The organism is Polynucleobacter antarcticus, assembly GCF_013307245.1.
GTDB lineage: Bacteria > Pseudomonadota > Gammaproteobacteria > Burkholderiales > Burkholderiaceae > Polynucleobacter > Polynucleobacter antarcticus.
In genome coordinates, this window is the sequence record NZ_CP028941.1 from 797630 (window position 1) to 822379 (window position 24750).

The window sequence follows — 24750 nt, forward strand, 5'->3', positions numbered from 1 at the left end:
AATCAGTCCTATGCGCGTCATTGAGATTAAGGAATTTGGTGCACCAGAGATGTTGGTGCCCGCTACGCGTCCTGATCCGGTAGCTCCGGCTTCTGGTTCGGGTGAGATTTTGATTAAAGTAGCTGCTGCAGGCATTAATCGCCCAGACGTTTTACAACGTAAAGGCTTTTATCCTGTTCCTGCAGGTGCCTCGGATATTCCGGGTCTTGAAGTGGCTGGTGAAATTATTGGCGGTGACTTAGCGCATGCAGATAATGTCTTTGGCCTTCAGTTAGGTGACAAAGTATGTGCGCTGGTGCAGGGTGGTGGTTATGCGCAATTCTGTACCGCACCTGTTGCCCAATGCCTTCCCTACCCAAAAGGGTTTACCGATCAAGAAGCTGCTGCACTGCCTGAGACTTTCTTCACCGTGTGGAGTAATGTCTTCATGCGGGGTGAGCTGGCTGAAGGCGAAACCTTATTGGTACAAGGCGGATCAAGCGGGATTGGAGTAACAGCTATTTTGATTGCTAAGGCCTTAGGACACAAAGTGTTTGTGACTGCAGGTACTGATGAGAAATGCGTTGCCTGTATTCAGTTGGGTGCTGACTTAGCAATTAACTATAAAACCCAAGATTTTGTGGAAGAAGTAAAGAAGGCCACTGACGGTAAGGGTGTCAATGTCATTCTCGATATGGTCACAGGTGCTTACGTGCAGCGCGAGATTGATTGCTTAGCTGATGATGGCCGTATTGTGATTATTGCCATCCAAGGTGGCTCTAAGGCAGAAGTGAGTACGAATCAAATTTTGCGTCGTCGCTTAACGATCACCGGATCTACCTTACGTCCTCGCCCTATTTCTTTTAAGAAGCAAATTGCACAGCAGTTGCATACGCGCATTTGGCCATTGTTGAATGCGGGCAAGCTAAAACCCGTAATTTATAAAACGTTTACCTTAGAACACGCTGCAGATGCCCATAGTCTGATGGAATCTTCTGAGCATGTAGGTAAGATTGTTCTCACTGTTTAAGTATTGAGTATTGAGTTAGCTATGCGCCCCCTCATTGTTATCGGTAACTGGAAAATGAACGGCAGTCTTGCGAGTAATGCGAGTTGGATTAAAACGGTTTGTCGTGGCATGGAGCAGGGTATGCCTGCTGGCCGTCAGTATTCAGTATGTGTACCAGCGCCGTATTTGTCGCAGTGTCATGGGCTCATTCAGGAATGCTCTTTGGCGTTTATGAGTTTGGGTGCGCAAGACGTCTCGGCTTACACCGCCGGTGCTTATACCGGAGAGATTTCTGCTGCCATGCTCAAAGAATTAGGCTGTACTTATGTCATTGTGGGGCATTCTGAGCGCCGACAGTTTCATCATGAAAGTGATGGACTGGTGGCTGAAAAAGCTTTGCAAGTCCTCGATAATGGGATGACTCCGGTGATTTGCGTTGGAGAATCTGCTGATGAGCGAAATTCCGGGCGTGAAATTGAAGTAGTGCGAGGTCAGATTTCCAAGCAGGTGGCTGTTTTGCAGGATCGTTTGGCAGATTGCTTAATTGCCTATGAGCCTGTTTGGGCTATTGGAACTGGTAAGTTTGCTAGTGCTCAAGTTGCACAGGATATGCATCGGGCTATCCGCCTTCAATTGGCGGAATTTGATGAAGATGTAGCTTCTCATGTGGGAATTTTATATGGCGGCAGTGTCAAACCCGACAATGCTGTTGAATTGTTTGCGATGCCAGACATTGACGGCGGATTGATTGGGGGCGCTTCATTGAACCCACAAGATTTCTTAGCGATTTGTCAGGCTTAGATTTTTTATTGGGAGATAAACCATGGAATGGTTGAAGACGTTATTAATCGTGTTGCAGATCATCTCTGCTTTAGCGGTCATTTTGCTGGTATTGCTGCAGCAAGGTAAGGGCGCTGATATGGGGGCGGCATTTGGTTCTGGTTCGTCCGGAAGCCTCTTTGGCTCTAGTGGCTCTGCCAACTTCCTTTCTCATGCAACCGCAGTATTTGCGGTGGTCTTTTTTGTTTGCACTTTGGGCATTACCTGGCTAAGCAATAAAAAGGAAGTCAGTCCTGGTGTTTTATCAGGAACCGTTGCCCCAGTAGCAGCCCCTTCAGTGGCGCCTGTTGCTCCGGTTCAGGATCCGACTAAACCCGCTGTTCCAAGGTAAAAAATAGGCTTTTAAGTGTTGCAATGCAGTAGAATTGACAAGTTTTGCAAGATGCCGACGTGGTGAAATTGGTAGACACGCTATCTTGAGGGGGTAGTGGCTTAGGCTGTGCGAGTTCGAGTCTCGCCGTCGGCACCAAACTGCAGGAATTGTAGGGTTAATGCTTTAAATCAAGGCTTTATTTGCTGTAATGGTTGATAATTTTTACTTCTTAGGATTTTCTAGACGTATCGCTCAGGACTATTTTGGATCTCGCTAATTACCTTCCCGTTCTACTTTTTATCCTTGTGGGTATCGGGATTGGCATTGCGCCTGTATTGCTAGGAAAGGCGCTTGCTCCTTCAAAGCCGGATGCTGAAAAGATTTCTCCATTCGAATGTGGTTTTGAAGCATTCGAAGATGCGCGGATGAAGTTTGACGTCCGCTATTACTTGGTTGCCATCCTTTTTATCCTTTTTGACCTTGAAACTGCTTTTTTATTTCCTTGGGGCGTAGCTCTGCGTGAAATAGGTTGGTTTGGTTATGCCTCCATGGTGGTGTTCCTCCTGGTATTTGTTGCAGGTTTTGTGTACATCTGGAAAAAGGGCGCCCTTGACTGGGAATAATTACTATGGCACTTGAAGGCGTACTTAAAGAAGGATTTGTGACCACCACTGCGGATCAGTTGATTAACTGGACGCGTAATGGTTCTTTATGGCCCATGACGTTTGGCCTTGCCTGCTGTGCCGTCGAAATGATGCATGCAGGCGCATCCCGTTATGACTTAGATCGCTTTGGTGTAGTCTTTCGCCCATCACCTCGTCAATCAGATTTGATGATTGTGGCCGGTACTTTATGTAACAAGATGGCTCCAGCACTTCGCAAGGTGTACGACCAAATGCCCGAGCCTCGCTGGGTGATCTCTATGGGCTCTTGTGCCAATGGCGGCGGTTATTACCATAATTCGTATTCAGTAGTTCGTGGTTGCGATCGTATCGTGCCCGTCGATATTTACGTTCCAGGTTGCCCGCCGACTGCAGAAGCCTTGATTTACGGAATTATTCAGCTGCAGTCAAAAATTGCACGTACTAGTACGATTGCGCGCAAAGCCTAAGCCATGTCAGATCGTTTAGTTCAGCTTTCAGCCAATTTAGAAAAAGTCTTAGGTAAGCGTCTGCATTCCGTTCAGACAGCTTTAGGTGAAGTAACTATTGTTATTCATGCTGAGACTTATTTTGAATCCGCTATGTTGTTGCGCGATGATCCCTCATTAGCGTTTGAGCAATTGATTGATTTGTGTGGCGTAGATTATTTAGATTTTAAAGATGGTCAGTGGGGTGGTCAGCGCTTTGCGGTGGTTTCCCATTTGTTGTCATTGGCACATAACTGGCGTCTGCGTGTGCGCGTATTTGCAGCAGAAGATACGTATCCTCTGGTGGCATCTGTCACTCCAGTCTGGGCTGTTGCGAATTGGTTTGAGCGCGAGGCATTTGACCTCTACGGTATTTTGTTTGACGGTCACGATGACTTGCGTCGTATCTTGACGGATTACGGTTTCATTGGCCATCCATTTAGAAAAGATTTCCCGATCTCTGGCAATGTAGAAATGCGTTATGACCCTGAGTTAAAGCGCGTTGTCTATCAGCCTGTCACCATCGAAGCCCGTGAGATTACGCCGCGCGTTGTTCGCGAAGAGCAATACGGAGGCCCGGTTTAAGCCATGGCACAAATTAAGAACTACACCCTCAATTTTGGACCTCAACATCCGGCAGCGCACGGCGTTCTTCGCCTAGTACTTGAGCTAGATGGTGAGGTGATTCAGCGTGCTGATCCGCATATCGGTTTATTGCATCGTGCTACTGAAAAATTAGCCGAGACCCGCACTTGGATTCAGAACGTTCCTTACATGGATCGTTTGGACTATGTCTCGATGATGGCCAACGAGCATGCCTATGTAATGGCGATTGAGAAATTGCTGCAGGTCGATGTGCCTTTGCGTGCCCAGTACATCCGTGTGATGTTTGATGAGTTAACACGTTTATTGAATCACTTGTTGTGGATTGGCTGTCATGGTTTAGACGTCGGTGCGATGGCAGTGTTCTTATACGCCTTCCGTGACCGTGAAGATATTTTCGATATGTACGAAGCGGTTTCGGGTGCTCGTATGCATGCTGCTTACTATCGTCCAGGTGGCGTGTATCGCGATCTGCCTTCACAGATGGCTCAGTTTTCTCAGAACAAGATTCGCAGTGCTGCTGCAATCCAGCGCTTGAACGACACCCGCAGCGGCACCTTATTAGATTTTATTGAATCCTTTGCCGGGCGTTTTGATGGCAATGTGGATGAGTATTGCAATCTGTTGACAGATAATCGAATTTGGAAACAGCGTTTAGTAGGTATTGGTGTAGTGAGCCCCGAGCGCGCATTGCAACTGGGCTTCACAGGTCCGATGCTGCGTGGTTCCGGAATCGAGTGGGACCTGCGTAAGAAGCAGCCCTACGAAACTTACGACAAGCTTGATTTTGATATTCCTGTTGGTGTGAATGGCGATTCCTATGATCGTTACTTAGTGCGCATGGAAGAGATGCGTCAATCCAATCGCATTATTAAGCAGTGTGTTGCATGGCTCAAAGCAAATGATGGTCCCGTGATGAGTGATAACCATAAAGTATCTCCACCTAGCCGTGTAGATATGAAAACCAATATGGAAGAGTTAATTCATCATTTCAAACTCTTTACTGAAGGTATTCATGTGCCAAATGGTGAGGCTTACTCCGCTGTTGAGCATCCCAAGGGCGAGTTCGGAATTTATTTAATTTCTGATGGCGCCAATAAGCCTTATCGCTTAAAAATTCGTGCTCCAGGCTTTGTACATCTTTCCGCTATGGATGAAATGTCCCGTGGCCATATGTTGGCTGATGCCGTAACTATTATTGGTACCCAAGATATTGTGTTTGGGGAGATTGACCGCTAATACAGCGTGATATAGAACGATTCATGACTACTACTATTTCATTCTCCGATAAAACCATGGTTGATATTGCACGCAATATTGCTAAATATCCACCTGAGCATAAGCAGTCCGCAGTGATGGCCTGTTTAATTGCCGCTCAAACTGAATTAGGTTGGGTTTCTCCCGAAGTGATCGAGACGGTTGCCCAAATTCTTGAGATGCCAACGATCGCGGTAGATGAAGTCGCCACTTTTTATAATATGTATGACACCAAGCAGATTGGTAAATATAAGTTAGTTATTTGCACTAATCTGCCATGCCAGTTAAAGCATGGTGAAACAGCAGCTAACCACCTAAAAGAAACTTTAGGTATTAGCTATAACGAGACCACGCCTTGTGGCACCTTTACCCTCAAGGAGGGTGAGTGCATGGGGGCTTGTGGGGACTCTCCCGTGTTGTTAGTGAATAACAAGCGTATGTGTAGTTTCATGAGTAATGAAAAGATTGATGTGCTGTTGAATGAGCTTCGTGCAGAAGGAAAAGCCACATGAGCAGTCTGCACGATAGACACATAAAGCCTTTGATTCTTGCGGGACTGAATGGTGATAACTGGCGCTTAAAAGATTATGTGAGTCGCGGTGGTTATCAACAACTGCGCCGCATCATTGAAGAAAAAATAGCCCCGGATGCGATCATTGCGGAGTTAAAAGCGTCTTCATTGCGGGGTCGCGGTGGTGCAGGCTTCCCAACTGGGTTGAAGTGGAGTTTCATGCCACGCCAGTTCCCAGGTCAAAAGTATTTAGTCTGTAATAGTGATGAGGGTGAGCCCGGCACATTTAAAGACCGCGACATCATGCGTTACAACCCCCATGCTTTGATTGAGGGCATGATTATTGGTGCCTACACTATGGGCATTTCGGTAGGCTACAACTACATTCACGGTGAGATTTGGCAAGAGTATCTTCGTTTTGAAGAAGCTCTGGAAGAGGCTCGCGCTGCTGGTTTCTTAGGTGACAAAATCTTAGGTAGTGAGTTTAATTTTCAGCTACACGCATCACCAGGGTGGGGCGCTTATATTTGCGGTGAAGAAACTGCACTCTTAGAATCGCTTGAGGGTAAAAAAGGGCAGCCCCGCTTTAAGCCGCCGTTTCCAGCCAGTTTTGGTCTGTACGGTAAGCCGACAACTATTAACAACACAGAAACATTTGCAGCCGTGCCCTTCATCATGGCGATTGGTGGACAGGCCTATTTAGAGTTGGGTAAGCCCAATAATGGCGGTACCAAGATTTTCTCAGTCTCGGGTGATGTAGTTCATCCAGGTAATTATGAGGTTCCATTGGGTACGCCCTTTGCTGAACTGCTAAAACTGGCTGGTGGAATGCGTGATGGTATTGCTCTTAAAGCCGTTATTCCTGGCGGCTCTTCAGCCCCTGTTGTTCCTGGTGCGCAAATGATGGATGTCACCATGGATTACGACGGTATTGCAAAAGCAGGTTCCATGTTGGGTTCTGGCGCAGTGATCGTCATGAATGAGACCCGTTGCATGGTGCGTGCTTTAGAGCGCTTATCTTATTTCTATCACGAAGAATCTTGTGGTCAGTGCACCCCATGTCGTGAGGGTACGGGTTGGTTATGGCGGATTGTGCATCGTATTGAACATGGTCAGGGACGTCCTGAAGATTTAGATTTATTAAATGACGTAGCAGCCAATATTCAGGGTCGCACTATTTGCGCCTTAGGTGACGCAGCGGCAATGCCAGTACGTGGCATGTTGAAGCACTATATGGATGAATTTGCGTATCACGTAGAACATAAGCGCTGCTTAGATTCTGCACAACCTTTATAAAAGATATTGAGTACGGGATAGCTGACAGTGAGCATGGTTGAAATCGAATTAGATGGCAAGGTAGTTGAAGTTCCGCAAGGTTCGATGGTGATGCACGCCGCCAATAAACTCGGTACGTATATTCCTCACTTTTGCTATCACAAGAAATTATCGATTGCTGCTAACTGCCGTATGTGTTTAGTTGAGGTAGAGAAGGCGCCTAAGCCATTACCTGCTTGTGCAACGCCAGCTACCCAAGGCATGAAAGTATTTACGCATTCTGCTAAGGCTTTAGAGGCTCAGCGTTCCGTCATGGAGTTTTTGCTGATTAATCACCCATTAGATTGCCCGATTTGCGATCAAGGTGGTGAGTGCCAATTACAAGATTTAGCTGTAGGCTATGGAAAATCCGCTTCACGCTACGAGGAAGAGAAGCGGGTTGTCTTTCATAAGAATGTAGGACCACTCATTTCTATGCAAGAGATGTCCCGCTGTATTCATTGCACGCGTTGCGTTCGTTTTGGCCAAGAAGTCGCTGGCGTGATGGAATTGGGCATGGTTAACCGTGGTGAGCATTCTGAAATTACTACCTTCTCAGGTCAAACCATTGATTCAGAGTTGTCCGGCAACATGATTGATATCTGCCCTGTAGGCGCTTTGACCAGTAAGCCTTTCCGCTACGCTGCGCGTACTTGGGAATTGGGCCGCAAACGCTCAGTCAGCCCACACGATAGTTTGGGTGCAAATACTACGGTTCAAACTAAAGCTAACAAAGTCATGCGTGTGGTGGCTTTGGAAAATGAAGCGATCAACGATTGCTGGATTAGTGACCGTGATCGTTTTGCTTATGAAGGCTTAAATAGCACAGATCGCATCACTAGTCCTATGGTGAAGCAGGGTGGTCAGTGGCTTGAGACTGATTGGGAGTCCGCTATGAATTATGTAGCGCATTCTCTTACTACTATTGCTGCAGAAAGTGGACCGGAGTCCATTGCAGCACTTGCCCATCCTATTTCTAGTGCAGAAGAATTGCATCTACTGCAAAAATTGATTCGTGGCTTGGGATCTAGCCAAGTGGATACCCGTCTGCGTCAAATAGATGTGAAGGGCGCTGCCTCAGCTCCTTGGTTAGGTATGCCTATTGCTCAATTAAGTGAGCTCGATCGTGCCCTCGTGATTGGCAGCTTCTTACGTAAGGATCAGCCACTGATTGCTGCGCGTTTGCGTACTGCTACTAAACGCGGTCTTCAAGTCCATCGGATTGATGCGGGTGGTGATGACTGGCTCATATTAAATGCGATCAGTGTGAAAACGGTTCCGAGTGCTTGGGTAAACGCCCTGGCTGAAGTTGCTTCTGCAGTTGCCAAAGCAAAGTCTGCTTCATTGCCTGCAGGCGTAACGGTGAACACTATTTCTTCAGTAGCGCAAGCGATTGCTGATAGCCTACTTTCCGGACAATCCACAGCAGTGCTTCTGGGTTCAGCTGCGCAAGCGCATCCACAGGCTTCTAGCTTGCATGCCTTGGCGCAATTCATTGCCGCTCAAACAGGCGCTACCTTGGGCTTTTTACCGGTTGGCGGAAATGCAGTAGGTGCGAGTCTTGTAAAAGCCAATGGTGCTGGTGTTGAATCCGTGCTGTCTGGTGAGCGCCGCGCTGTATTGTTAATGAACATCGAACCAGATGCCGATTTACCGAATCCTGCACTAGCCCGTGCTGCATTGGCTAAAGCTAATACGGTGATTGCTTTAAGTGCTTATAAGAGTGCTGATCTCTTAGAAGTGGCAGATGTGATTTTGCCCATTACTCCTTTTACCGAGACAGTGTCGACTTTTGTGAATGCAGAAGGCTTTGCACAAACGATTCAGCCCGCTGTAAAACCTTTAGGTGATGCTCGTCCTGCCTGGAAAGTGATTCGTGCACTGGGTAGTTTATTAAATCTTGACGGCTTCTTATTCAATATGCCCGAAGAAGTATTGGCCGATGCACTAGCTGAAGATTGCTCTTCGCTTCTCAACAACCAAAGTTCAGCACCTATTACGATCGCTGCAGGTAGTGCGGCAACCGATGGTTTGGAGCGTATATCTGATGTCACTATCTATAGCGGTGATCCGATTGTTCGTCGTGCGCCTGCTTTGCAATTAACGCGGGATGCTAAGCGCGGCAATCACGCTGGCTTAGGCCAAGCGCTTTTTGCTCAGCTAGGCCTGAAAGAGGGTGACGCGGTACAAGTCAGCCAAGGAAGTCAGTCTGTTACTTTGCCTGCGAGCCTAGAGATGAATTTAGCGGCAGGCGCTGTCAGAATTTCTGCTGGAACTTTGGCTAGCGGGCAATTAGGATCAATGTTTGGTCCTATTTCAGTGATGAGAGCATAGAGAGCAGAGTGGATCAGTTCTTGAACGTCATCACTACCCAAGGCGAGGCTATTTTTGGTGTGCTATGGCCTGTCGTATGGGCACTCATTCGTATTATTGTGATCGTATTGCCCTTGTTTGCCTGCGTTGCCTATATGACTCTGTGGGAAAGAAAGCTGATCGGTTGGATGCATATTCGTATTGGCCCCAATCGCGTTGGTCCGCTAGGACTACTCCAGCCTATTGCTGATGCATTGAAGCTCTTGATGAAGGAGATTATTTCTCCGGCGCGATCAAGTAAGGCGCTATTTATTATTGCCCCTGTGATGGTGATCATGCCCGCGTTTGCAGCATGGGCCGTAATTCCTTTTCAGGCAAAGATGGTGCTGGCAGATATCAATGCTGGACTGCTCTATGTGATGGCCATCTCCTCCATGGGTGTGTACGGCATCATTCTTGCTGGCTGGGCATCGAATTCAAAATACCCGTTCTTGGGTGCCATGCGTGCTTCTGCACAAATGATCTCTTATGAAATCGCCATGGGCTTTGCTTTAGTGACAGTGTTGTTGACATCGGGTTCACTCAATCTCAGCGCTATTGTGGTCTCGCAAGAGCAAGGCGTTTTTGCTGACATGGGGCTGAACTTTTTGTCATGGAACTGGTTGCCATTATTTCCAATGTTCTTGATCTACTTTATCTCTGGCGTTGCTGAAACCAATCGTCACCCCTTTGACGTTGTCGAAGGAGAGTCTGAGATTGTTGGCGGTCATATGGTGGAATATTCTGGCATGGCATACGCTATGTTCTTCCTGGCTGAATATGCCAACATGATCTTAATTGCAGCGCTAGCTTCAACCCTATTCTTAGGCGGCTGGTTACCTATTGTGGATCTGCCGATCTTGCGGGATATCCCGGGATTCTTCTGGTTGTTTGCCAAGACATTTATCCTTTTATCGTGTGTTATTTGGCTACGTGCGACGTTGCCGCGCTATCGTTACGATCAAATCATGCGTTTAGGTTGGAAGGTTTTATTCCAATTTGCATTTTTTGGGTGATAGTTGTTGGTGCATGGGTTGTTTCCCCATGGAATATCTGGAAATAAGTTGACTAATTATGTTTAAGAAAATTTCCCAATTCCTTGATAGCTTGATGCTCAAAGATATCTTCACGGGTTTGTCGATTACCGGACGCTATCTCTTTAAGCCCAAAATTACGATTCAGTATCCTGAAGAAAAGACACCGCAATCACCGCGTTTTCGCGGTTTGCATGCGTTGCGTCGTTATGAAAACGGCGAAGAGCGTTGTATTGGCTGTAAATTATGTGAAGCAGTCTGCCCAGCGTATGCCATTACGATTGAAACCGCAGAGCGCGATGACGGCACACGTCGTACTAGTCGCTATGACATTGATTTAACTAAATGTATTTTCTGTGGCTTCTGTGAAGAAGCTTGTCCTGTCGATGCCATTGTTGAAACGAACATCTTCGAATACTTTGGCGATAAGCGGGGTGATTTGTACTTCACCAAAGATATGCTTTTGGCAGTAGGCGATAAGTATGAAAAAGATATTGCCGTGAACCGCGCAGCTGATGCACCTTATCGTTAATCGAATCGAGTACAAGAACTGATGACATTCGATCCTTCTACATTATTTGCGGTATTTTTTTATGCCTTTGCTGGACTTTTGGTGTTTTCAGCATTGCGAGTCGTGACTGCTAGAAATCCCGTGCATGCTGCACTGTTTTTGATCTTGGCTTTCTTCTGCGCTTCTGGTTTATGGATCCTGCTTAAGGCTGAATTTTTGAGTTTGGCTTTGATCCTGGTCTATGTCGGTGCGGTGATGGTGCTCTTCCTGTTTGTGGTGATGATGTTAGATCTGGACCTTGAGCATCTCCGTCGCGACTTTAAGAAATATTTACCGGTTGCCTTTTTGATGGGTGCCGTGATTGTGCTGGAGCTATCGATCGTCTTGATTCGGAGCTTTGTTGGTACAAACGCACCAGTTCAGCAAATGCCTGAAGACATCATGGCAAACAATACTTTAGCTCTAGGCATGTTGATCTTCGTTGATTACGTCTATGCATTTGAGGTTGCTGGTGTAATACTTTTTGTTGCAATTATTGCAGCGGTGGCTCTGACATTGCGAAACCGCAAAGACTCCAAATCTCAAAACATCCATGAGCAAGTCAATGTCAATGCTGCTGATCGGATGCGAATTGTAAAAATGGATTCTGATATGGGTGCCAAGCAAGATTCACGAGGGGAAAAGCAATGACTATTACCCTAGCGCACTACTTAGTACTCGGTGCCATTTTGTTTTCAACTAGTGTGGTTGGCATTTTCTTAAATCGTAAGAATGTCATCGTGCTTTTGATGGCAATTGAACTCATGCTGTTGTCGGTAAATATGAACTTTATTGCCTTCTCTCATTATTTGGGGGATATGGCAGGTCAAGTGTTTGTATTCTTTATTTTGACTGTCGCTGCTGCTGAAGCAGCTATCGGCTTGGCTATTTTGGTTGTGCTCTTCCGCAAAGTTGACACCATCAATGCTGAAGACCTTGATCATTTAAAAGGCTAGTCATGCAATTAACCTTAACGCTTCCTGTTCTTTGCGCAATTCCTTTGGCGCCATTATTGGGTTCGATGATTGCTAGGTTTTTTTGGTACTAAATTAGGTGGTAATCGCATTGGTCATGGTGCTTGCCAGTTTGTGACTATTTTGGGCGTTACCGTTGCGTTCGTCTTATCCTGTTTTGTATTGGTTCAGGTGATGGACGGTTTCTATTTCAACGGTACGGTATATCGTTGGATGGAGTTGGGCGAACTCAATCTGGATATTGGTTTCTTAATCGACCCACTGACCTCTACCATGATGTGTGTCGTGACCTTTGTTTCTTTGATGGTCCACATCTACACCATTGGCTATATGAAAGGGGAGGAGGGTTATAACCGCTTCTTCTCTTACATCTCGCTCTTTACCTTTGCGATGCTGATGCTGGTGATGAGTAATAACCTTCTGCAGCTATTTTTTGGTTGGGAAGCAGTTGGCGTCGTATCTTATTTATTGATTGGTTTTTATTACGAGCGTCAGTCGGCTGTCTTTGCCAATATGAAGGCTTTTTTGGTAAACCGCATAGGTGACTTTGGATTTATTTTAGGCATTGGCATTCTGTTAGCTGGTACTGGCTCCTTGAACTACGATGTGATCTTTTCTCAGAACACCGCATTAGCGGCCCAAACCTTGCCTGGTACGAGTTGGAATCTGCTGACAGTAGCTTGTATCTGCCTATTTATTGGAGCGATGGGTAAATCAGCTCAGTTTCCTTTGCATGTCTGGTTGCCAGACTCCATGGAAGGTCCAACACCAATTTCTGCATTGATTCATGCGGCGACGATGGTGACAGCGGGCATCTTCATGGTGTCACGCATGTCCCCCTTATTTGAGCTTTCTGATGTGGCCTTGAGTTTCATCTTGGTGATTGGTTCGATTACAGCGCTCTTCATGGGATTTCTCGGTATTGTGCAAAACGATATCAAGCGCGTAGTAGCGTATTCCACTCTGTCGCAGCTTGGCTATATGACCGTTGCACTGGGTGTTTCTGCTTACCCAGTTGCTATCTTCCATTTAATGACCCATGCTTTCTTTAAAGCCTTGTTGTTCCTTGGTGCAGGTAGTGTGATTCTGGGCATGCATCACGAGCAAGATATGCGCAAGATGGGTGGCCTTTGGAAATACATGCCCGTCACCTGTTTGATGATGTTGCTAGGAAGCCTTGCACTCATCGGTACGCCATTCTTCTCTGGCTTCTATTCAAAAGATTCGATTATTGAAGCGGTTGCCGCTAGTAATATTCCTGGCGCTGGTTTTGCATACTTCGCCGTGATGGCGAGTGTATTTGTTACAGCGCTGTATTCATTCCGCCTATATTTTTATGTGTTCCATGGCAAATCTCGCTGGGGTCATGCCGATGCTCACCATCATGCCCATGCAGAGCAGGGCGATGACCATGCGCATCATGGCTTAGCACCTGGAGAGAAGCCCCATGAGTCTGCATTGGTAGTGACTTTGCCTCTCATACTCTTGGCGATTCCATCCGTGATTATTGGTTACTACACCATTACGCCATTATTGTTCGGTACCTTCTTTGGTGATTCTATCTTCATCGATTTGGCCAAGCATCCAGCCATGAAAGAGATCTCTGAAGCATTTCATGGTCCTGTAGCGATGGCGATCCATTCCTTTACCTCTCCCGTTTTGTTACTCCTAGTGTTAGGTGTGTTGGCTGCTGCGATTGGCTATCTGTGGGCGCCAAAGTTGCCCGCTCAGTTTGCACAAGCACTAGCCCCTGTAAAGAAGCTCTTGGATAACAAATACTATTTAGACGATTTAAACCAGACAGTATTTGCCAAGGGTCTTCTTTGGATTGGACGCGTTTTGTGGCATCGCGGAGATCAACAGGCTATTGATGGCTTTTTGGTTAACGGAAGTGCTTATGCCGTGGGACGCTTCTCCGCAGTGATTCGTCATTTGCAATCTGGATATTTGTATCACTATGCCTTTGCAATGATTGCAGGCCTAGCGGTATTGCTGGCCTGGGTTTTGTATGCCTACTTGCCTTTTGTTCGCTAGACCCTTGTTATTTAAATTGCTATCATGATTCTTTCTTTCGCCATCTGGATTCCAATTTTCTTTGGAATCATTATTTTGTTTTACGGCTCGGATAAGCCTAGTGCAGGAGTCCGTTGGTTGGCGCTAGTAGGTTCAGTATTGGGATTCCTTGCGACATTGCCGCTCATCATCAATTTTGATGTTGCTAACCCCGGCATGCAATTTGTGGAAAAGATCAGCTGGATTCCACGTTACGACATTAATTACTACTTAGGTATTGATGGCATCTCAGTATGGTTTATTGTGCTGACCGCCTTTATTAATATTTTTGTGGTGATTGCTGCTTGGGAGGTGATAGATAAGAAGGTATCGCAGTACATGGCTTCATTCATGATCCTCTCGGGTCTGATGATTGGTGTGTTTGCTGCTCTAGATGCCTTGCTGTTTTATGTATTCTTTGAAGCAACCTTGATCCCGATGTACATCATTATTGGGGTGTGGGGCGGTCATAACCGCATCTATGCGGCATTTAAGTTCTTCTTGTATACCTTGTTGGGTTCCTTATTAACCTTAGTGGCCATACTGTACCTGTACAACGTGACCAATACCTTTGATATCTTGGCTTGGCATAATGCTCGCCTAGACATCGTTGAACAAATTCTATTGTTCTTTGCATTCTTCATGGCGTTTGCAGTCAAAGTGCCCATGTGGCCATTGCACACTTGGTTGCCAGATGTACACGTTGAGGCGCCAACGGGGGGCTCTGTTGTACTGGCTGCCATTATGTTGAAACTCGGTGCCTATGGTTTCCTGCGTTTCTCGCTACCGATTGCGCCAGATGCCAGTCAGTACCTCGGGCCATTCATTATTTTCTTATCCTTGGTGGCGGTGATTTATGTCGGTGCAGTAGCCCTTGTGCAACAAGATATGAAAAAGCTGGTCGCCTATTCATCCGTCGCGCATATGGGTTTTGTTACCCTCGGATTCTTCTTATTTAGTCCGCTCGGTATTGAGGGCGGTATTGTCCAAATGATTTCGCATGGCTTTATTGCTGGTGCTATGTTCTTGTCTATCGGTGTCTTATATGACCGTATGCATACTCGCCAAATTGCAGATTACGGTGGCGTAGTCCATCGCATGCCAGCATTCACGGCATTTGCAGTACTCATGGCGATGGCCAATTGCGGTTTGCCGGCTACTTCAGGTTTCGTGGGTGAGTTCATGGTGATCTTGGCAGCGGTAGATTATGACTTTACGATTGGCCTCTTGGCTGCTACCGCCTTGATATTGGGTGCTGCTTACTCACTATGGATGGTGAAGCGAGTATTTTTTGGTCCCATTGCCAATGAACATGTTGCAGCATTAAAAGATCTGAATGCACGTGAGTATTTCATGATGACCGTGCTATCTATTTGTGTGATTGGTATGGGCGTTTATCCAAAGCCATTTACTGACCTGATTCATCCATCCGTTATTCACCTGTTGCAGCATGTTGCTGTCAGCAAACTCTGAGTAAAAGCATATGCAAGCATTCGACCTATACGCCATCCTGCCAGAACTTGTTTTACTGGTAGCGGCTACTCTCTTGCTGGTAATCAGTGCTTTTGTTCCTGAGCGTCAAGTTGCTACACCAGGTGTAGAGCAGGATATTTTCCATACACCACGTGGTGTAGGGTTTGTATATTTCTTTTCTATTATTTTGCTGGTCTATTTGATTATTGCTTTTGTTGCCCGTATAGGTGACGAATCTTTATTGGCTATGAATGGCCTATTTCAATCCGATCCGATCTCTAATCTTTTAAAAGCCTGTTCATGCGGTGCCATCTTAGTGAGCTTGATATATTCCAAACAGTACCTTAAAGATCGTGCCTTGTTCCGTCCTGATTTTATTGTGTTGGTATTGCTAGCTTTACTAGGTCAAATGGTATTGATCTCGGGCTCTAACCTTCTCACTTTGTATCTAGGTCTTGAGCTGATGGCTTTGCCTACGTATGCCTTAGTAGCGATGCGTCACAGTCACGAGAAGAGTGTTGAGGCTGCTGTGAAGTATTTCATTTTAGGTGCCCTAGCATCAGGCTTCTTGTTATATGGCATGTCGATGCTTTATGGCGTTACTGGCTCATTAGATTTAGTAGAGATCTTTAGAACCGTTGCCGACCCCCGTGTTAATCACTTGGTGATGGCCTTTGGTTTGGTATTTATTGTCTCTGGCTTAGCGTTCAAGTTAGGGGTAGTGCCATTTCATATGTGGGTACCGGATGTCTATCAAGGTGCGCCAACAGCAGTGACTCTGATGATTGCTGCAGCCCCTAAGATTGCTGCATTTGCCTTGCTGTTCCGTTTGCTAGTAAATACCTTATTACCACTGCTGGGCGATTGGCAGCCGATGTTGATCATATTAGCGGTATTGTCTTTGGTGCTAGGCAATGTGACCGCAATTGCTCAAACGAATATTAAGCGTATGTTGGCCTATTCTGCGATTGCGCAAATGGGCTTTGTATTGCTTGGAATGCTTTCAGTATTTGATGACCATGCTTTTAGTGCATCGATGTTCTATGCAATTACTTACGTCTTAACGACTTTGGGAAGCTTCGGTCTCTTAATGATGTTATCTCGTAAGGGTCATGATTGCGAGACCTTAGATGATCTCAAAGGCTTAAATAAACGCCACCCTTGGTTTGCATTTATCGGTTTGGTGATGATGTTCTCCCTGGCAGGTATTCCGCCAACGGTTGGCTTTGCTGCAAAGCTGGGAATATTAGAAGCCTTGGTAGATGCTGAGTACACTGCCTTAGCAGTGATTGCGGTGATTGCTTCCTTGATAGGCGCTTTCTACTATCTGAGAGTGGTGAAGATCATGTACTTTGATGAGCCTAAAGAAGAGCACGCTTCTGAAATCTCTGGATCTGGATTTGCTCGCGGGATTTTGGGTCTCAATGCGATTGCTGTCCTTGCCTTAGGGATTTTCCCTGCTAGCTTGATGGCACTTTGCTTAGATACCATGCGCCGCACTTTATTGGGTACTTAGGCTGTTTACTAGCAAGCAAATAAGCTAAAGAAGGGCTCCTGCTAGGAGCCTTTTGCTTTAATGACATTTAGATTTTGTATTATGGCTAATCTGCCTATGAAAGTTTACTGATGACTGAAAAATTCTTTAAAGATCTTCCGACTGGCGATCAGCATTTGAAAGAAGAGCGCCTCTCTGGCGAGGATATCTACGACGGCATCTTTCTGAAGATGAAGCGTGATCAAGTAGGTTTGCCTAATGGTAAGCAGGCAATTCGTGAGTACTTAACGCATCCTGGCGCTGTTGCCATCTTGGCAATCTTGGACGATGGCAGGGTATTGATGGAGCGCCAGTACCGCTATCCGATTGCAAAAGCATGCTTGGAGATTCCTGCAGGTAAGCTAGAGCCTGGTGAAGATCGCCTACTATGCGCACAGCGTGAGTTGGAAGAAGAGACCGGATATCGCGCTACTTCTTGGAGTTTTATCCGCCGTATACATCCGGTGATCTCTTATTCAACAGAATTTATTGATATCTACTTAGCTGAAGGTCTGGTTTCTGGAAAAAGCCACTTAGATGAGGAAGAGTTTTTGGATGTATTTGCTGCGCCTTTAGAGCAGTTAATAGAGTGGGTAGAGCAGGGTGAGATTACTGATGTCAAAACCACGATTTCTGCCTATTGGCTGGATCGCTATCGGCGTGGCTTAGTCAAGCCTGTGCCGCTCAGCTAGTACTTTGAAAATCCTATTAAAATGAGGGTGTTGAATTTAACATTTATGCCCCGATATAGGTCTTATGAAAGTTTATAACCTCGCTTGCCCGCTGGACCATCGCTTTGAGGGATGGTTTGCCTCTGAACAGGATTGTCTTGATCAGCAAGATACCGGAATGCTTGCCTGCCCTCTTTGTGACAGCACCGAGATTCAGAGGATGCCTTCAGCCCCACACATCGCCAGATCAGGGACTAGTCAGCGTGACTCCGGATCTACTGAGTTAACTGTCGGAACTCCTGACGGAGCTATTAACACTGGGGTAGCTAAGGCAAGTACGCCATTAACTGGAGATGTTATTGCGATGACCGGTCAGGACCATTCTCAATTGGAGGCAAAAGTGCAGGCCGCCTTTTTAAAGGGAATGCGTGAGCTGATGGTGCGCTCTGAGGATGTGGGTGAGGGATTTGCCGAAGAGGCTCGAAAAATTCACTATAAAGAATCCCCTGAGAGAAGTATTCGTGGGCATACCACTTTGGACGAAGCTGAAGCTTTGCGTGATGAAGGTATCGATGTAATGGCGGTGCCGATGTTGCCTGCCTTTAAAAATACCTTGCAGTAGCAGACTACCCCTGATTTATCCTATACTTGGCAAATGCCAAAGCTCAAATAAGCGCGGCCTAATCGAGAACTGAGGATAGGAGTAACACCACATGAAACGCTTTCTTTTAGCACTGACTGCAAGTATTTTGGCTTTATCCATTTTGGCTTGCTCTAAAACTCCCGATTCAAAAGAGATTAAGGTGGCAGTATCACCTGCATCACCCCCCATGCTATTTGATGACAAAGGTCAAACTGTGGGTGTGGATATGGATATTTTCCAAGGCTATTGCCAGTCCCGCGGCTGTACATTAAAAGTCACACCATACGACTGGGCAGGAATGCTCGGTGCTGTTTCTAGTGGTCAAGCGGACGTTGCTTTTTCTGGGATTTCGATTACGGATAAGCGCAAAGAGGCTATGGATTTTTCTCAGCCTTACTATGACAACGCATGGCACCTGGTGAGTACCAAGAAGAAAAATATTCAAATTACCGATTTAAATCAACTTAAAAAATACACCATTGGTTATCCACGGGGTATGGCATATGATGATTTGATCAAGAATGATTTAGAGCCAAAGGGTTACTACTCACTCAGTAAGGTCAAACTCTATCCCTCCTATGCTGAAGTCATTACCGATTTACAAAACGGTAATTTGGATCTAGCGTTTATTGAAGAGCCGGTTTTCTTAAATTATCAAAACAAGCTCGATTTACCGATTCAAAGTAGCTATGTATTCACAGGCTTTGATAAGCTTGGGTTTGCTTTTGCTAAAGGCTCTAAGTTACGTGATGATTTTGATAAGTACCTCAATGAAATTGGTCCTGAGAAAATTAAGGCCATACTAGATAAGTGGATGAAATAAATCACTTCCTCTTATCTATAGAAACTCATTGAGAGCTTAAGGAGTGACCTTTCTGGATATCCTTGCTCAATTGGCGCAAGGAGTTTCTTATACTGTTGTCGTGACACTGGTGTGCTCTTCGACGGGCTTGCTGGTGGGTCTGACCTTAGCCAGCTTGCGCCATCTTCAATACAAATGGGTAGTGCCTTGGATTGATTTTTACACCTATGTATTTCGGGGGGTTCCGGTACTCGTATTGCTCTTCATGGTGTATTTTGGTTTACCCAGTATTGGTTTTAAAGTCCCTCCATTGATGGCCATGGCTTTAAGTCTCGGCTTAGTAGCTTCGGCATATTTGGCAGAGGTCTTTAGGGGTGCGTTTAATTCTATCGACAAGAATGAAGTCCTTGCTGCCGAGGCTATGGGGATGAGCCGTATTCAGGTACTTTGGTATATCGAGCTGCCACAGATGCTGCGGTTTTCTGTACCTGGCATGGTGAATGAATTTACCTCCGTATTAAAGTATTCACCCTTCGCTTATACCGTCGGCATTCCAGAAATAACTAAGCAAGCAATGACCCTTACTGCAACCACATTACGTGGAGTAGAGATCTACTTGGCTGTGGGTGTTCTTTATTTTATGATTTATCGAGTGTGCTTATTTGGGGTTCAACTGCTGAGTAAGCGATACCAGATTCCAGGCATCCAACCAGCATGAACATTCAGTTTATCAGTACCCTAGGGCACTCTCTAGACTACTTATTATTAAACGAGGCTAGCCCATGGCATTAATGGAGGTGAGGGATCTCGTTAAGGAGTTTGATGGCCAAACCGTGCTATCTAATATTCATCTTGACCTCCATGATGGAGATGTGCGTGTCCTGATGGGGGCTTCGGGCTCAGGTAAGTCGACCTTATTGCGTTGCCTCAATCGCTTAGTTGAGCCTACCTCAGGATCCATTCTTTTTAGAGGTAAAGAAGTACTGGGTCCTAGTGTCGATGTGAGAGAGTTGCGAAAGCAAATAGGCTTTGTGTTCCAGCAATTTGCTTTGTATAGCCACTTAAATGTTTTAGAGAACGTTACTCTAGGACTGCGTAAATTGCATGGCATGACGCCAGCTGAGGCAAAAGAAAAAGCGTTGCTCGAACTATCGAATTTTGATATGACCATGCATCAACAGAAGTATCCCTCGCAACTTTCCGGCGGGCAAAAGCAGCGGGTAGCGATTGCGCGTGCATTGGCGATGGATCCCGCCGTGCTTGTGCTTGATGAGCCCACTTCAGCCTTAGACCCTGTCATGTCGCGAGATGTTGCCGACCTGATCAATCGCCTACATGAAGATGGTATTACGATGATTTGTGTTACCCATGATCTTCATTTGGCACGTAATATTGCTGACAAGGTGATGTTCTTGGATCAAGGCGTGATTCGTGCGGATGATCGTATTGAGGTATTGAGTCAGCACTCAGATCCACAGATTCAGGCATTCTTTCAAAAAGAGCAAGTGTTCTAATGGGCGCTTCAAGTGCTTTCCTGAGGGATCTGCTTGAGCAGATGCCTTTGATCCTGACTGGCTTACTCAACACCTTGCAACTAGCTGCTCTAGTGAGTATTTCCGGCCTATTACTGGGTATTGTTGTGTTCTACCTGACGCTGAATAAAAGTCCTGTGGTCCGTTACATCACGAATGCTTATATCTCATTCTTTATTGGTATGCCATTAATTGTTCTACTATTTTTAATGTATTACGGGCTGCCTCAATGGGATATACGGCTTTCCCCATTTACTGTTGCTTTTATTGGTTTTACTTTTAATGTAGCTGCTTATAACGCTGCCTATTTAACTACTGCTTATAACGGCCTAGATAAAACACAGCTAGAAGCAGCTAGTGCCCAAGGCTTTAATCGACTGCAAATCTTTCAGTGGATTACGCTTCCCCAAGTGCTGCGCCTATCTATTCCCGCGCTGACTAATCAAGTGATCTCTAATCTCAAAGATAGTTCAGTCGCTTTCTTGATTCAGTACACAGAATTTTTTGCTCGTGTACAGGAATTGGCTGCGAGCAACTTTCAATTCTTCAAGGCCTATCTGCTAGCCGCATTAGTTTATTTGGCCTTAGTATCAATCATCGTTTTATTGGCGCGCATGATTGAGAGACGCTACTTCATTCCAGCCTAGGCGTGGATGATCAAAAAAATAGCGATCCGAAGATCGCTATTTACTAAATACTATTTGTTACTGGTTATTTAGAGGTTGGCATTACAAACTCCGCCCCTTTAGCAATACTCTCGGGCCAGCGCTGCATCACACTCTTTTGCTTGGTGTAGAAACGTACACCTTCTTTGCCATAGGCATGCATATCTCCAAAGAGGGATTTTTTCCAACCACCAAAGCCATGCCACGCCATCGGTACCGGAATGGGTACATTAATACCAACCATACCTACCTGAACGCGACGGGCAAATTCTCGGGCAATATTGCCATCGCTGGTAAAGCAGGCAACGCCATTACCAAACTCACAGGAGTTCACTAGGTTAAGTGCCTCGGTAAAGTTAGCAACACGCAAGCAAGAAAGTACTGGTCCAAAAATCTCTTCCAGATAAATCTTCATATCGGGAGTTACGTTATCAAATAGGGTGCCGCCGATAAAAAATCCCTTCTCATGGCCGGGCACTTTTAAGCCACGACCATCTACTAAGAGTTTGGCACCAGAAGCAACACCACTCTCAATATATCCCGTGATTCGCTCTAAGGCAGCTTGGGTAACGATTGGACCCATTTCAGCATCGAGCTCCATGCCATTCTTGACCTTGAGGGTTTTCGTGCGCTCAATCAGTTTTGGCATGATCTTTTCTGCCGCATCACCAACTAGTACCGCTACGGAGATTGCCATGCAACGTTCGCCAGCAGAGCCATAAGCCGCTCCAATCAGGGCGTCAATAGCTTTATCTATATCTGCATCCGGCATGATTACTATGTGATTCTTGGCACCACCTAAGGCCTGCGAGCGCTTACCAAAATGGGCGCAACGCTCATAGAGATAGTTTGCTATGGGGGTTGAGCCTACAAAACTCACTGCTTTGACGTCAGGATTTTCAATTAAGGCATCTACGGCCTCTTTATCGCCTTGAATGACATTAAATACGCCATCTGGCAATCCAGCCTCTTTTAAGAGCTTCGCCATCAATAGCGAGGCAGAAGGGTCTGTTGGGCTTGGCTTGAGGATGAAGGTATTGCCACAAGCAATAGCTACCGGGAACATCCACATTGGGACCATTACCGGAAAGTTAAAAGGAGTGACGCCAGCAACGACGCCTAAAGGTTGGCGCATTACCCAGTTATCAATATCAGTAGAGACTTGTTCGGTGTAATCACCCTTAAGTAGTTCCGGAATGCCTGTAGCAAACTCCACAATTTCAATACCGCGAGTCACTTCACCTTGGGCATCGGTAAACACTTTGCCATGCTCTGCGGTAATGATGGCGGCTAATTCATCACGATGTGCGTTTAATAGATCCAGATACTTAAATAGGATGCGAGCCCGACGCAGGGGTGAGGTCTGACCCCAAGTCTCAAAGGCTGTTTGGGCAAGCGCCACGGCATCATCCACCTCTTTGCGGCTCGCTAGGGCAACCCGTCTTGCAACCGCCCCTGTAGAGGGGTTAAAGACATCAGCAAAGCGTCCAGCCTGTGGCTGAATCAGCTTACCGCCAACAAAGTGACCAATATCTTCTTTTGATTCAAAGGCTTGTGGAGCATTCTTCATATGTTATTTAATGTCTATTCTGTTAAAAGTTCAATCAAGGGACTGGCGTAAATCCCTGCGGATCATGGGGCACTCGTTTATCCTACTCTTCTTATTTTATCGCTTTCAGCATATTTTGGGTTTCTATTCCGGGTTTGGTATTTAAAGGTACGTATATGAGTCTGCTTTTTTCAAGCTATAGCTTGAGCTCTCCGCAGGGGGCATTAGCCCTAGCAAATAGGGTGGTGGTGGCACCGATGTGTCAGTATTCCGCAGTGAACGGTGAGGCTCAGGATTGGCATCTGATGCATTGGGGTAATCTCCTTAATAGCGGCGCTGGGCTCTTTATTATTGAGGCAACCGCAGTCACTCCAGAGGGCCGGATTACGCCAGCTTGCCTCGGATTATGGGATGAGGCCACTGAAGCAGCTCTAAACGACAAGCTCAGCCGTGCCCGTCAGTTGGCACCAGCGACGCCGGTATTTATTCAGTTAGCGCATGCTGGCCGCAAGGCATCTAGTGCCACCCCTTGGGATGGCGGTCAGTTGCTGACAGTAGATCAAGGTGGTTGGGAGACAAGCGCGCCTTCAGCCATTCCTCAGCTTGATGGTGAGCGCTTGCCGCATGAGCTTTCAAAAGTAGAGCTTAAGGAATTAATCGCTGCTTTTGTAGTAGCAGCGCAGCGTGCCACACGCATCGGTATTGATGGGATTGAATTGCATGGTGCTCACGGCTATCTCTTGCATCAGTTTCTTTCGCCGATTGCCAATCAACGGACCGATGAATATGGCGGTTCACATGAAAACCGAATTCGGTTTCCTATGGAATTATTTAAAGCAGTACGCGCTGCCTATCAAGGGGTCTTAGGCATTCGAATTTCTGCCAGTGATTGGATCGAAGGTGGCTGGACTCCAGAAGAAACCGCTGACTTTGCAAGTCAACTGAAACCCTTGGGATGTGATTTTGTTCACATCTCGTCTGGTGGTATATCTCCTTTGCAAAAAATTGCAATTGGGCCGAACTACCAGGTCCCCTTTGCCAAAATCGTTAAAGATCAATCTGGACTGCCTACGATGACCGTAGGTCTGATTACGGAGCCCCAGCAAGCAGAGGATATTTTGCAAGCAGGGGATGCAGACTTGATTGCCTTAGCCAGAGCTTTTTTATACAAGCCCCGTTGGGCATGGGAAGCTGCGGCAGCATTAGACGGTGTAGTGCCATCGAATGAGCGCTACTGGCGCTGCCTTCCAAGAGCAGCCCAAGCTATTTTTGGAAACGTTAAAATTGGGCAGCGATAGATGAAGCAGCACTCCGTAAGAGAATCCTGGTTGCAGGATGCCGTTAAACATTTAGAGCCAGTGTTTTCTAAAGCGGGTTATGCCATTCCACCCGTAAGAGTATCTTGTGGCTTTCCAGCATCGAGCAGTCCTAGAACAACGCTTGGCCAATGCTGGCCCCGTGAGCGATCAGGCGGCGGTGTGAATGAGATTTTTATTTCTCCTAAATTAGATGACCCCGTTCAATTACTCGACACTCTGGTGCATGAGCTTTGTCACGCAGTGGATGATTGCTTTAGTGGGCACGGCGAGGACTTTAAGGGAATTGCTCAGACTGTTGGCTTAGAAGGGCCTGCAAGAATGGCGCATGCTACTGAGGAGTTGGTTGTGCGATTGATGATGATTAGCCAAGAGCTTGGCCCATATCCTCATCAAGCAATTCACTTTCCACCCCCAAGACCGAGTAATGCCAGTCGCAATAAAGCCACATGCGGTCAGTGCGGCTATGAAGTGACCTTATTAAAAAAATGGGCTACCTATGGCGCACCGATTTGTCCAAAAGATAACATTCGGATGCAAGAAACAGTCACTGAAACAATTGAAAATACCCAAGACCACGATACTGAATCCGTCAACGGCAAAAAAATCAAGACTGATGATATTCGTCGTGCTATCAGTTAATCTACA

24 protein-coding genes, 1 tRNA gene and 2 pseudogenes are annotated in these 24750 nt (G+C 46.2%); 26 read left to right on the forward strand and 1 reads right to left on the reverse strand.

Translation table 11 applies throughout. The annotated features are described in order from the left end of the window. Nucleotides 1–10: 10 nt before the first annotated feature. The 24 genes and pseudogenes from DCO16_RS04165 (at nucleotide 11) to DCO16_RS04280 (ending at nucleotide 21219) form a co-directional block, all read left to right on the forward strand. Nucleotides 11–1009, forward strand: coding sequence for an NAD(P)H-quinone oxidoreductase (locus DCO16_RS04165; RefSeq protein WP_173942484.1), 999 nt, complete (start codon nucleotides 11–13; stop codon nucleotides 1007–1009). A gap of 21 nt (nucleotides 1010–1030) precedes the next feature. After that, complete coding sequence (gene tpiA, locus DCO16_RS04170) at nucleotides 1031–1789, forward strand: triose-phosphate isomerase (protein WP_173942485.1); 759 nt, start codon at nucleotides 1031–1033, stop codon at nucleotides 1787–1789. Between the two features lie 22 nt (nucleotides 1790–1811). Then, nucleotides 1812–2159, forward strand: a complete 348-nt coding sequence (gene secG / locus DCO16_RS04175; RefSeq protein WP_173942486.1) for a preprotein translocase subunit SecG — start codon at nucleotides 1812–1814, stop codon at nucleotides 2157–2159. A 53-nt stretch (nucleotides 2160–2212) separates the two neighbouring features. Continuing rightward, nucleotides 2213–2297: transfer RNA gene (locus tag DCO16_RS04180), tRNA-Leu, on the forward strand. A gap of 107 nt (nucleotides 2298–2404) precedes the next feature. After that, the gene (locus DCO16_RS04185; RefSeq protein ID WP_173942487.1) at nucleotides 2405–2764 is read left to right on the forward strand and encodes an NADH-quinone oxidoreductase subunit A; all 360 of its coding nucleotides are present in this window, start codon (nucleotides 2405–2407) and stop codon (nucleotides 2762–2764) included. 5 nt (nucleotides 2765–2769) lie between these two features. Continuing rightward, a complete protein-coding gene (locus tag DCO16_RS04190) occupies nucleotides 2770–3252 on the forward strand; it encodes a NuoB/complex I 20 kDa subunit family protein (protein ID WP_011902891.1) in 483 nt (160 codons plus the stop codon). Nucleotides 3253–3255: 3 nt separating this feature from the next. Next, entirely contained in the window at nucleotides 3256–3855 is a 600-nt protein-coding gene (locus tag DCO16_RS04195) for an NADH-quinone oxidoreductase subunit C (protein ID WP_173942488.1), read from the forward strand. 3 nt (nucleotides 3856–3858) lie between these two features. Beyond that, nucleotides 3859–5112, forward strand: a complete 1254-nt coding sequence (locus DCO16_RS04200; RefSeq protein WP_173942489.1) for an NADH-quinone oxidoreductase subunit D — start codon at nucleotides 3859–3861, stop codon at nucleotides 5110–5112. A 23-nt stretch (nucleotides 5113–5135) separates the two neighbouring features. Beyond that, the gene (nuoE, locus tag DCO16_RS04205) at nucleotides 5136–5642 is read left to right on the forward strand and encodes an NADH-quinone oxidoreductase subunit NuoE (protein ID WP_173942490.1); all 507 of its coding nucleotides are present in this window, start codon (nucleotides 5136–5138) and stop codon (nucleotides 5640–5642) included. Continuing rightward, complete coding sequence (gene nuoF, locus DCO16_RS04210) at nucleotides 5639–6937, forward strand: NADH-quinone oxidoreductase subunit NuoF (RefSeq protein ID WP_173942491.1); 1299 nt, start codon at nucleotides 5639–5641, stop codon at nucleotides 6935–6937. Before nuoE ends, nuoF begins: the two co-directional genes overlap by 4 nt. Nucleotides 6938–6970: 33 nt before the next feature. Beyond that, nucleotides 6971–9289 carry an NADH-quinone oxidoreductase subunit NuoG gene (nuoG, locus tag DCO16_RS04215; RefSeq protein ID WP_173942492.1) on the forward strand — a complete coding sequence of 773 codons (2319 nt, stop codon included), beginning with the start codon at nucleotides 6971–6973 and terminating at the stop codon, nucleotides 9287–9289. A gap of 20 nt (nucleotides 9290–9309) precedes the next feature. Continuing rightward, a pseudogene (nuoH, locus tag DCO16_RS04220) lies at nucleotides 9310–10370 on the forward strand (NADH-quinone oxidoreductase subunit NuoH). An 11-nt stretch (nucleotides 10371–10381) separates the two neighbouring features. Beyond that, nucleotides 10382–10873: an NADH-quinone oxidoreductase subunit NuoI gene (nuoI, locus tag DCO16_RS04225; protein ID WP_173942493.1), complete on the forward strand. Its 492-nt coding sequence runs from the start codon at nucleotides 10382–10384 to the stop codon at nucleotides 10871–10873. Between the two features lie 21 nt (nucleotides 10874–10894). After that, complete coding sequence (locus DCO16_RS04230; RefSeq protein WP_173942494.1) at nucleotides 10895–11542, forward strand: NADH-quinone oxidoreductase subunit J; 648 nt, start codon at nucleotides 10895–10897, stop codon at nucleotides 11540–11542. Continuing rightward, on the forward strand, nucleotides 11539–11847 hold the full coding sequence (nuoK, locus tag DCO16_RS04235) for an NADH-quinone oxidoreductase subunit NuoK (protein ID WP_173942495.1): 309 nt from the start codon (nucleotides 11539–11541) through the stop codon (nucleotides 11845–11847). Before DCO16_RS04230 ends, nuoK begins: the two co-directional genes overlap by 4 nt. Before the next feature lie 2 nt (nucleotides 11848–11849). Beyond that, nucleotides 11850–13899: pseudogene (nuoL, locus tag DCO16_RS04240) on the forward strand (NADH-quinone oxidoreductase subunit L). A gap of 24 nt (nucleotides 13900–13923) precedes the next feature. Next, nucleotides 13924–15390: an NADH-quinone oxidoreductase subunit M gene (locus DCO16_RS04245; RefSeq protein WP_173942496.1), complete on the forward strand. Its 1467-nt coding sequence runs from the start codon at nucleotides 13924–13926 to the stop codon at nucleotides 15388–15390. A gap of 10 nt (nucleotides 15391–15400) precedes the next feature. Beyond that, the gene (gene nuoN / locus DCO16_RS04250; RefSeq protein WP_173942497.1) at nucleotides 15401–16906 is read left to right on the forward strand and encodes an NADH-quinone oxidoreductase subunit NuoN; all 1506 of its coding nucleotides are present in this window, start codon (nucleotides 15401–15403) and stop codon (nucleotides 16904–16906) included. 110 nt (nucleotides 16907–17016) lie between these two features. Continuing rightward, the gene (locus tag DCO16_RS04255) at nucleotides 17017–17616 is read left to right on the forward strand and encodes an NUDIX domain-containing protein (protein WP_217426698.1); all 600 of its coding nucleotides are present in this window, start codon (nucleotides 17017–17019) and stop codon (nucleotides 17614–17616) included. 64 nt (nucleotides 17617–17680) lie between these two features. Then, entirely contained in the window at nucleotides 17681–18217 is a 537-nt protein-coding gene (locus DCO16_RS04260; protein WP_173942498.1) for a DUF1178 family protein, read from the forward strand. A 91-nt stretch (nucleotides 18218–18308) separates the two neighbouring features. Then, on the forward strand, nucleotides 18309–19061 hold the full coding sequence (locus DCO16_RS04265) for a transporter substrate-binding domain-containing protein (protein ID WP_173942499.1): 753 nt from the start codon (nucleotides 18309–18311) through the stop codon (nucleotides 19059–19061). A gap of 43 nt (nucleotides 19062–19104) precedes the next feature. After that, a complete protein-coding gene (locus DCO16_RS04270; protein WP_173942500.1) occupies nucleotides 19105–19758 on the forward strand; it encodes an amino acid ABC transporter permease in 654 nt (217 codons plus the stop codon). A gap of 64 nt (nucleotides 19759–19822) precedes the next feature. Then, nucleotides 19823–20554, forward strand: coding sequence for an amino acid ABC transporter ATP-binding protein (locus tag DCO16_RS04275; protein ID WP_173942501.1), 732 nt, complete (start codon nucleotides 19823–19825; stop codon nucleotides 20552–20554). Further along, nucleotides 20554–21219 carry an amino acid ABC transporter permease gene (locus DCO16_RS04280; RefSeq protein ID WP_173942502.1) on the forward strand — a complete coding sequence of 222 codons (666 nt, stop codon included), beginning with the start codon at nucleotides 20554–20556 and terminating at the stop codon, nucleotides 21217–21219. The genes DCO16_RS04275 and DCO16_RS04280 overlap by 1 nt, the downstream gene beginning before the upstream one ends. Nucleotides 21220–21283: 64 nt before the next feature. Here the strand turns inward: DCO16_RS04280 and DCO16_RS04285 are convergent, their stop codons facing one another. Then, nucleotides 21284–22807 carry a CoA-acylating methylmalonate-semialdehyde dehydrogenase gene (locus DCO16_RS04285; protein WP_173942503.1) on the reverse strand — a complete coding sequence of 508 codons (1524 nt, stop codon included), beginning with the start codon at nucleotides 22805–22807 and terminating at the stop codon, nucleotides 21284–21286. A 155-nt stretch (nucleotides 22808–22962) separates the two neighbouring features. On the opposite strand from DCO16_RS04285, the gene DCO16_RS04290 reads away from it, so the two are divergent. Beyond that, on the forward strand, nucleotides 22963–24084 hold the full coding sequence (locus DCO16_RS04290) for an NADH:flavin oxidoreductase/NADH oxidase (RefSeq protein WP_173942504.1): 1122 nt from the start codon (nucleotides 22963–22965) through the stop codon (nucleotides 24082–24084). Continuing rightward, nucleotides 24085–24744: a SprT family zinc-dependent metalloprotease gene (locus DCO16_RS04295; RefSeq protein ID WP_173942505.1), complete on the forward strand. Its 660-nt coding sequence runs from the start codon at nucleotides 24085–24087 to the stop codon at nucleotides 24742–24744. The last annotated feature ends 6 nt before the right edge of the window (nucleotides 24745–24750 follow it).

Coding starts and splice junctions, on each gene's coding strand:
- DCO16_RS04260 (WP_173942498.1), top strand. CDS start 17,681: ATGAAAGTTTATAACCTCGCTTGCCCGCTGGACCATCGCTTTGAGGGA.
- DCO16_RS04275 (WP_173942501.1), top strand. CDS start 19,823: ATGGCATTAATGGAGGTGAGGGATCTCGTTAAGGAGTTTGATGGCCAA.
- DCO16_RS04265 (WP_173942499.1), top strand. CDS start 18,309: ATGAAACGCTTTCTTTTAGCACTGACTGCAAGTATTTTGGCTTTATCC.
- nuoF (WP_173942491.1), top strand. CDS start 5,639: ATGAGCAGTCTGCACGATAGACACATAAAGCCTTTGATTCTTGCGGGA.
- tpiA (WP_173942485.1), top strand. CDS start 1,031: ATGCGCCCCCTCATTGTTATCGGTAACTGGAAAATGAACGGCAGTCTT.
- nuoK (WP_173942495.1), top strand. CDS start 11,539: ATGACTATTACCCTAGCGCACTACTTAGTACTCGGTGCCATTTTGTTT.
- DCO16_RS04295 (WP_173942505.1), top strand. CDS start 24,085: ATGAAGCAGCACTCCGTAAGAGAATCCTGGTTGCAGGATGCCGTTAAA.
- DCO16_RS04290 (WP_173942504.1), top strand. CDS start 22,963: ATGAGTCTGCTTTTTTCAAGCTATAGCTTGAGCTCTCCGCAGGGGGCA.
- DCO16_RS04200 (WP_173942489.1), top strand. CDS start 3,859: ATGGCACAAATTAAGAACTACACCCTCAATTTTGGACCTCAACATCCG.
- nuoG (WP_173942492.1), top strand. CDS start 6,971: ATGGTTGAAATCGAATTAGATGGCAAGGTAGTTGAAGTTCCGCAAGGT.
- nuoN (WP_173942497.1), top strand. CDS start 15,401: ATGCAAGCATTCGACCTATACGCCATCCTGCCAGAACTTGTTTTACTG.
- nuoI (WP_173942493.1), top strand. CDS start 10,382: ATGTTTAAGAAAATTTCCCAATTCCTTGATAGCTTGATGCTCAAAGAT.
- DCO16_RS04245 (WP_173942496.1), top strand. CDS start 13,924: ATGATTCTTTCTTTCGCCATCTGGATTCCAATTTTCTTTGGAATCATT.
- secG (WP_173942486.1), top strand. CDS start 1,812: ATGGAATGGTTGAAGACGTTATTAATCGTGTTGCAGATCATCTCTGCT.
- DCO16_RS04165 (WP_173942484.1), top strand. CDS start 11: ATGCGCGTCATTGAGATTAAGGAATTTGGTGCACCAGAGATGTTGGTG.
- DCO16_RS04230 (WP_173942494.1), top strand. CDS start 10,895: ATGACATTCGATCCTTCTACATTATTTGCGGTATTTTTTTATGCCTTT.
- DCO16_RS04280 (WP_173942502.1), top strand. CDS start 20,554: ATGGGCGCTTCAAGTGCTTTCCTGAGGGATCTGCTTGAGCAGATGCCT.
- nuoE (WP_173942490.1), top strand. CDS start 5,136: ATGACTACTACTATTTCATTCTCCGATAAAACCATGGTTGATATTGCA.
- DCO16_RS04285 (WP_173942503.1), bottom strand. CDS start 22,807: ATGAAGAATGCTCCACAAGCCTTTGAATCAAAAGAAGATATTGGTCAC.
- DCO16_RS04255 (WP_217426698.1), top strand. CDS start 17,017: ATGACTGAAAAATTCTTTAAAGATCTTCCGACTGGCGATCAGCATTTG.
- DCO16_RS04190 (WP_011902891.1), top strand. CDS start 2,770: ATGGCACTTGAAGGCGTACTTAAAGAAGGATTTGTGACCACCACTGCG.
- DCO16_RS04195 (WP_173942488.1), top strand. CDS start 3,256: ATGTCAGATCGTTTAGTTCAGCTTTCAGCCAATTTAGAAAAAGTCTTA.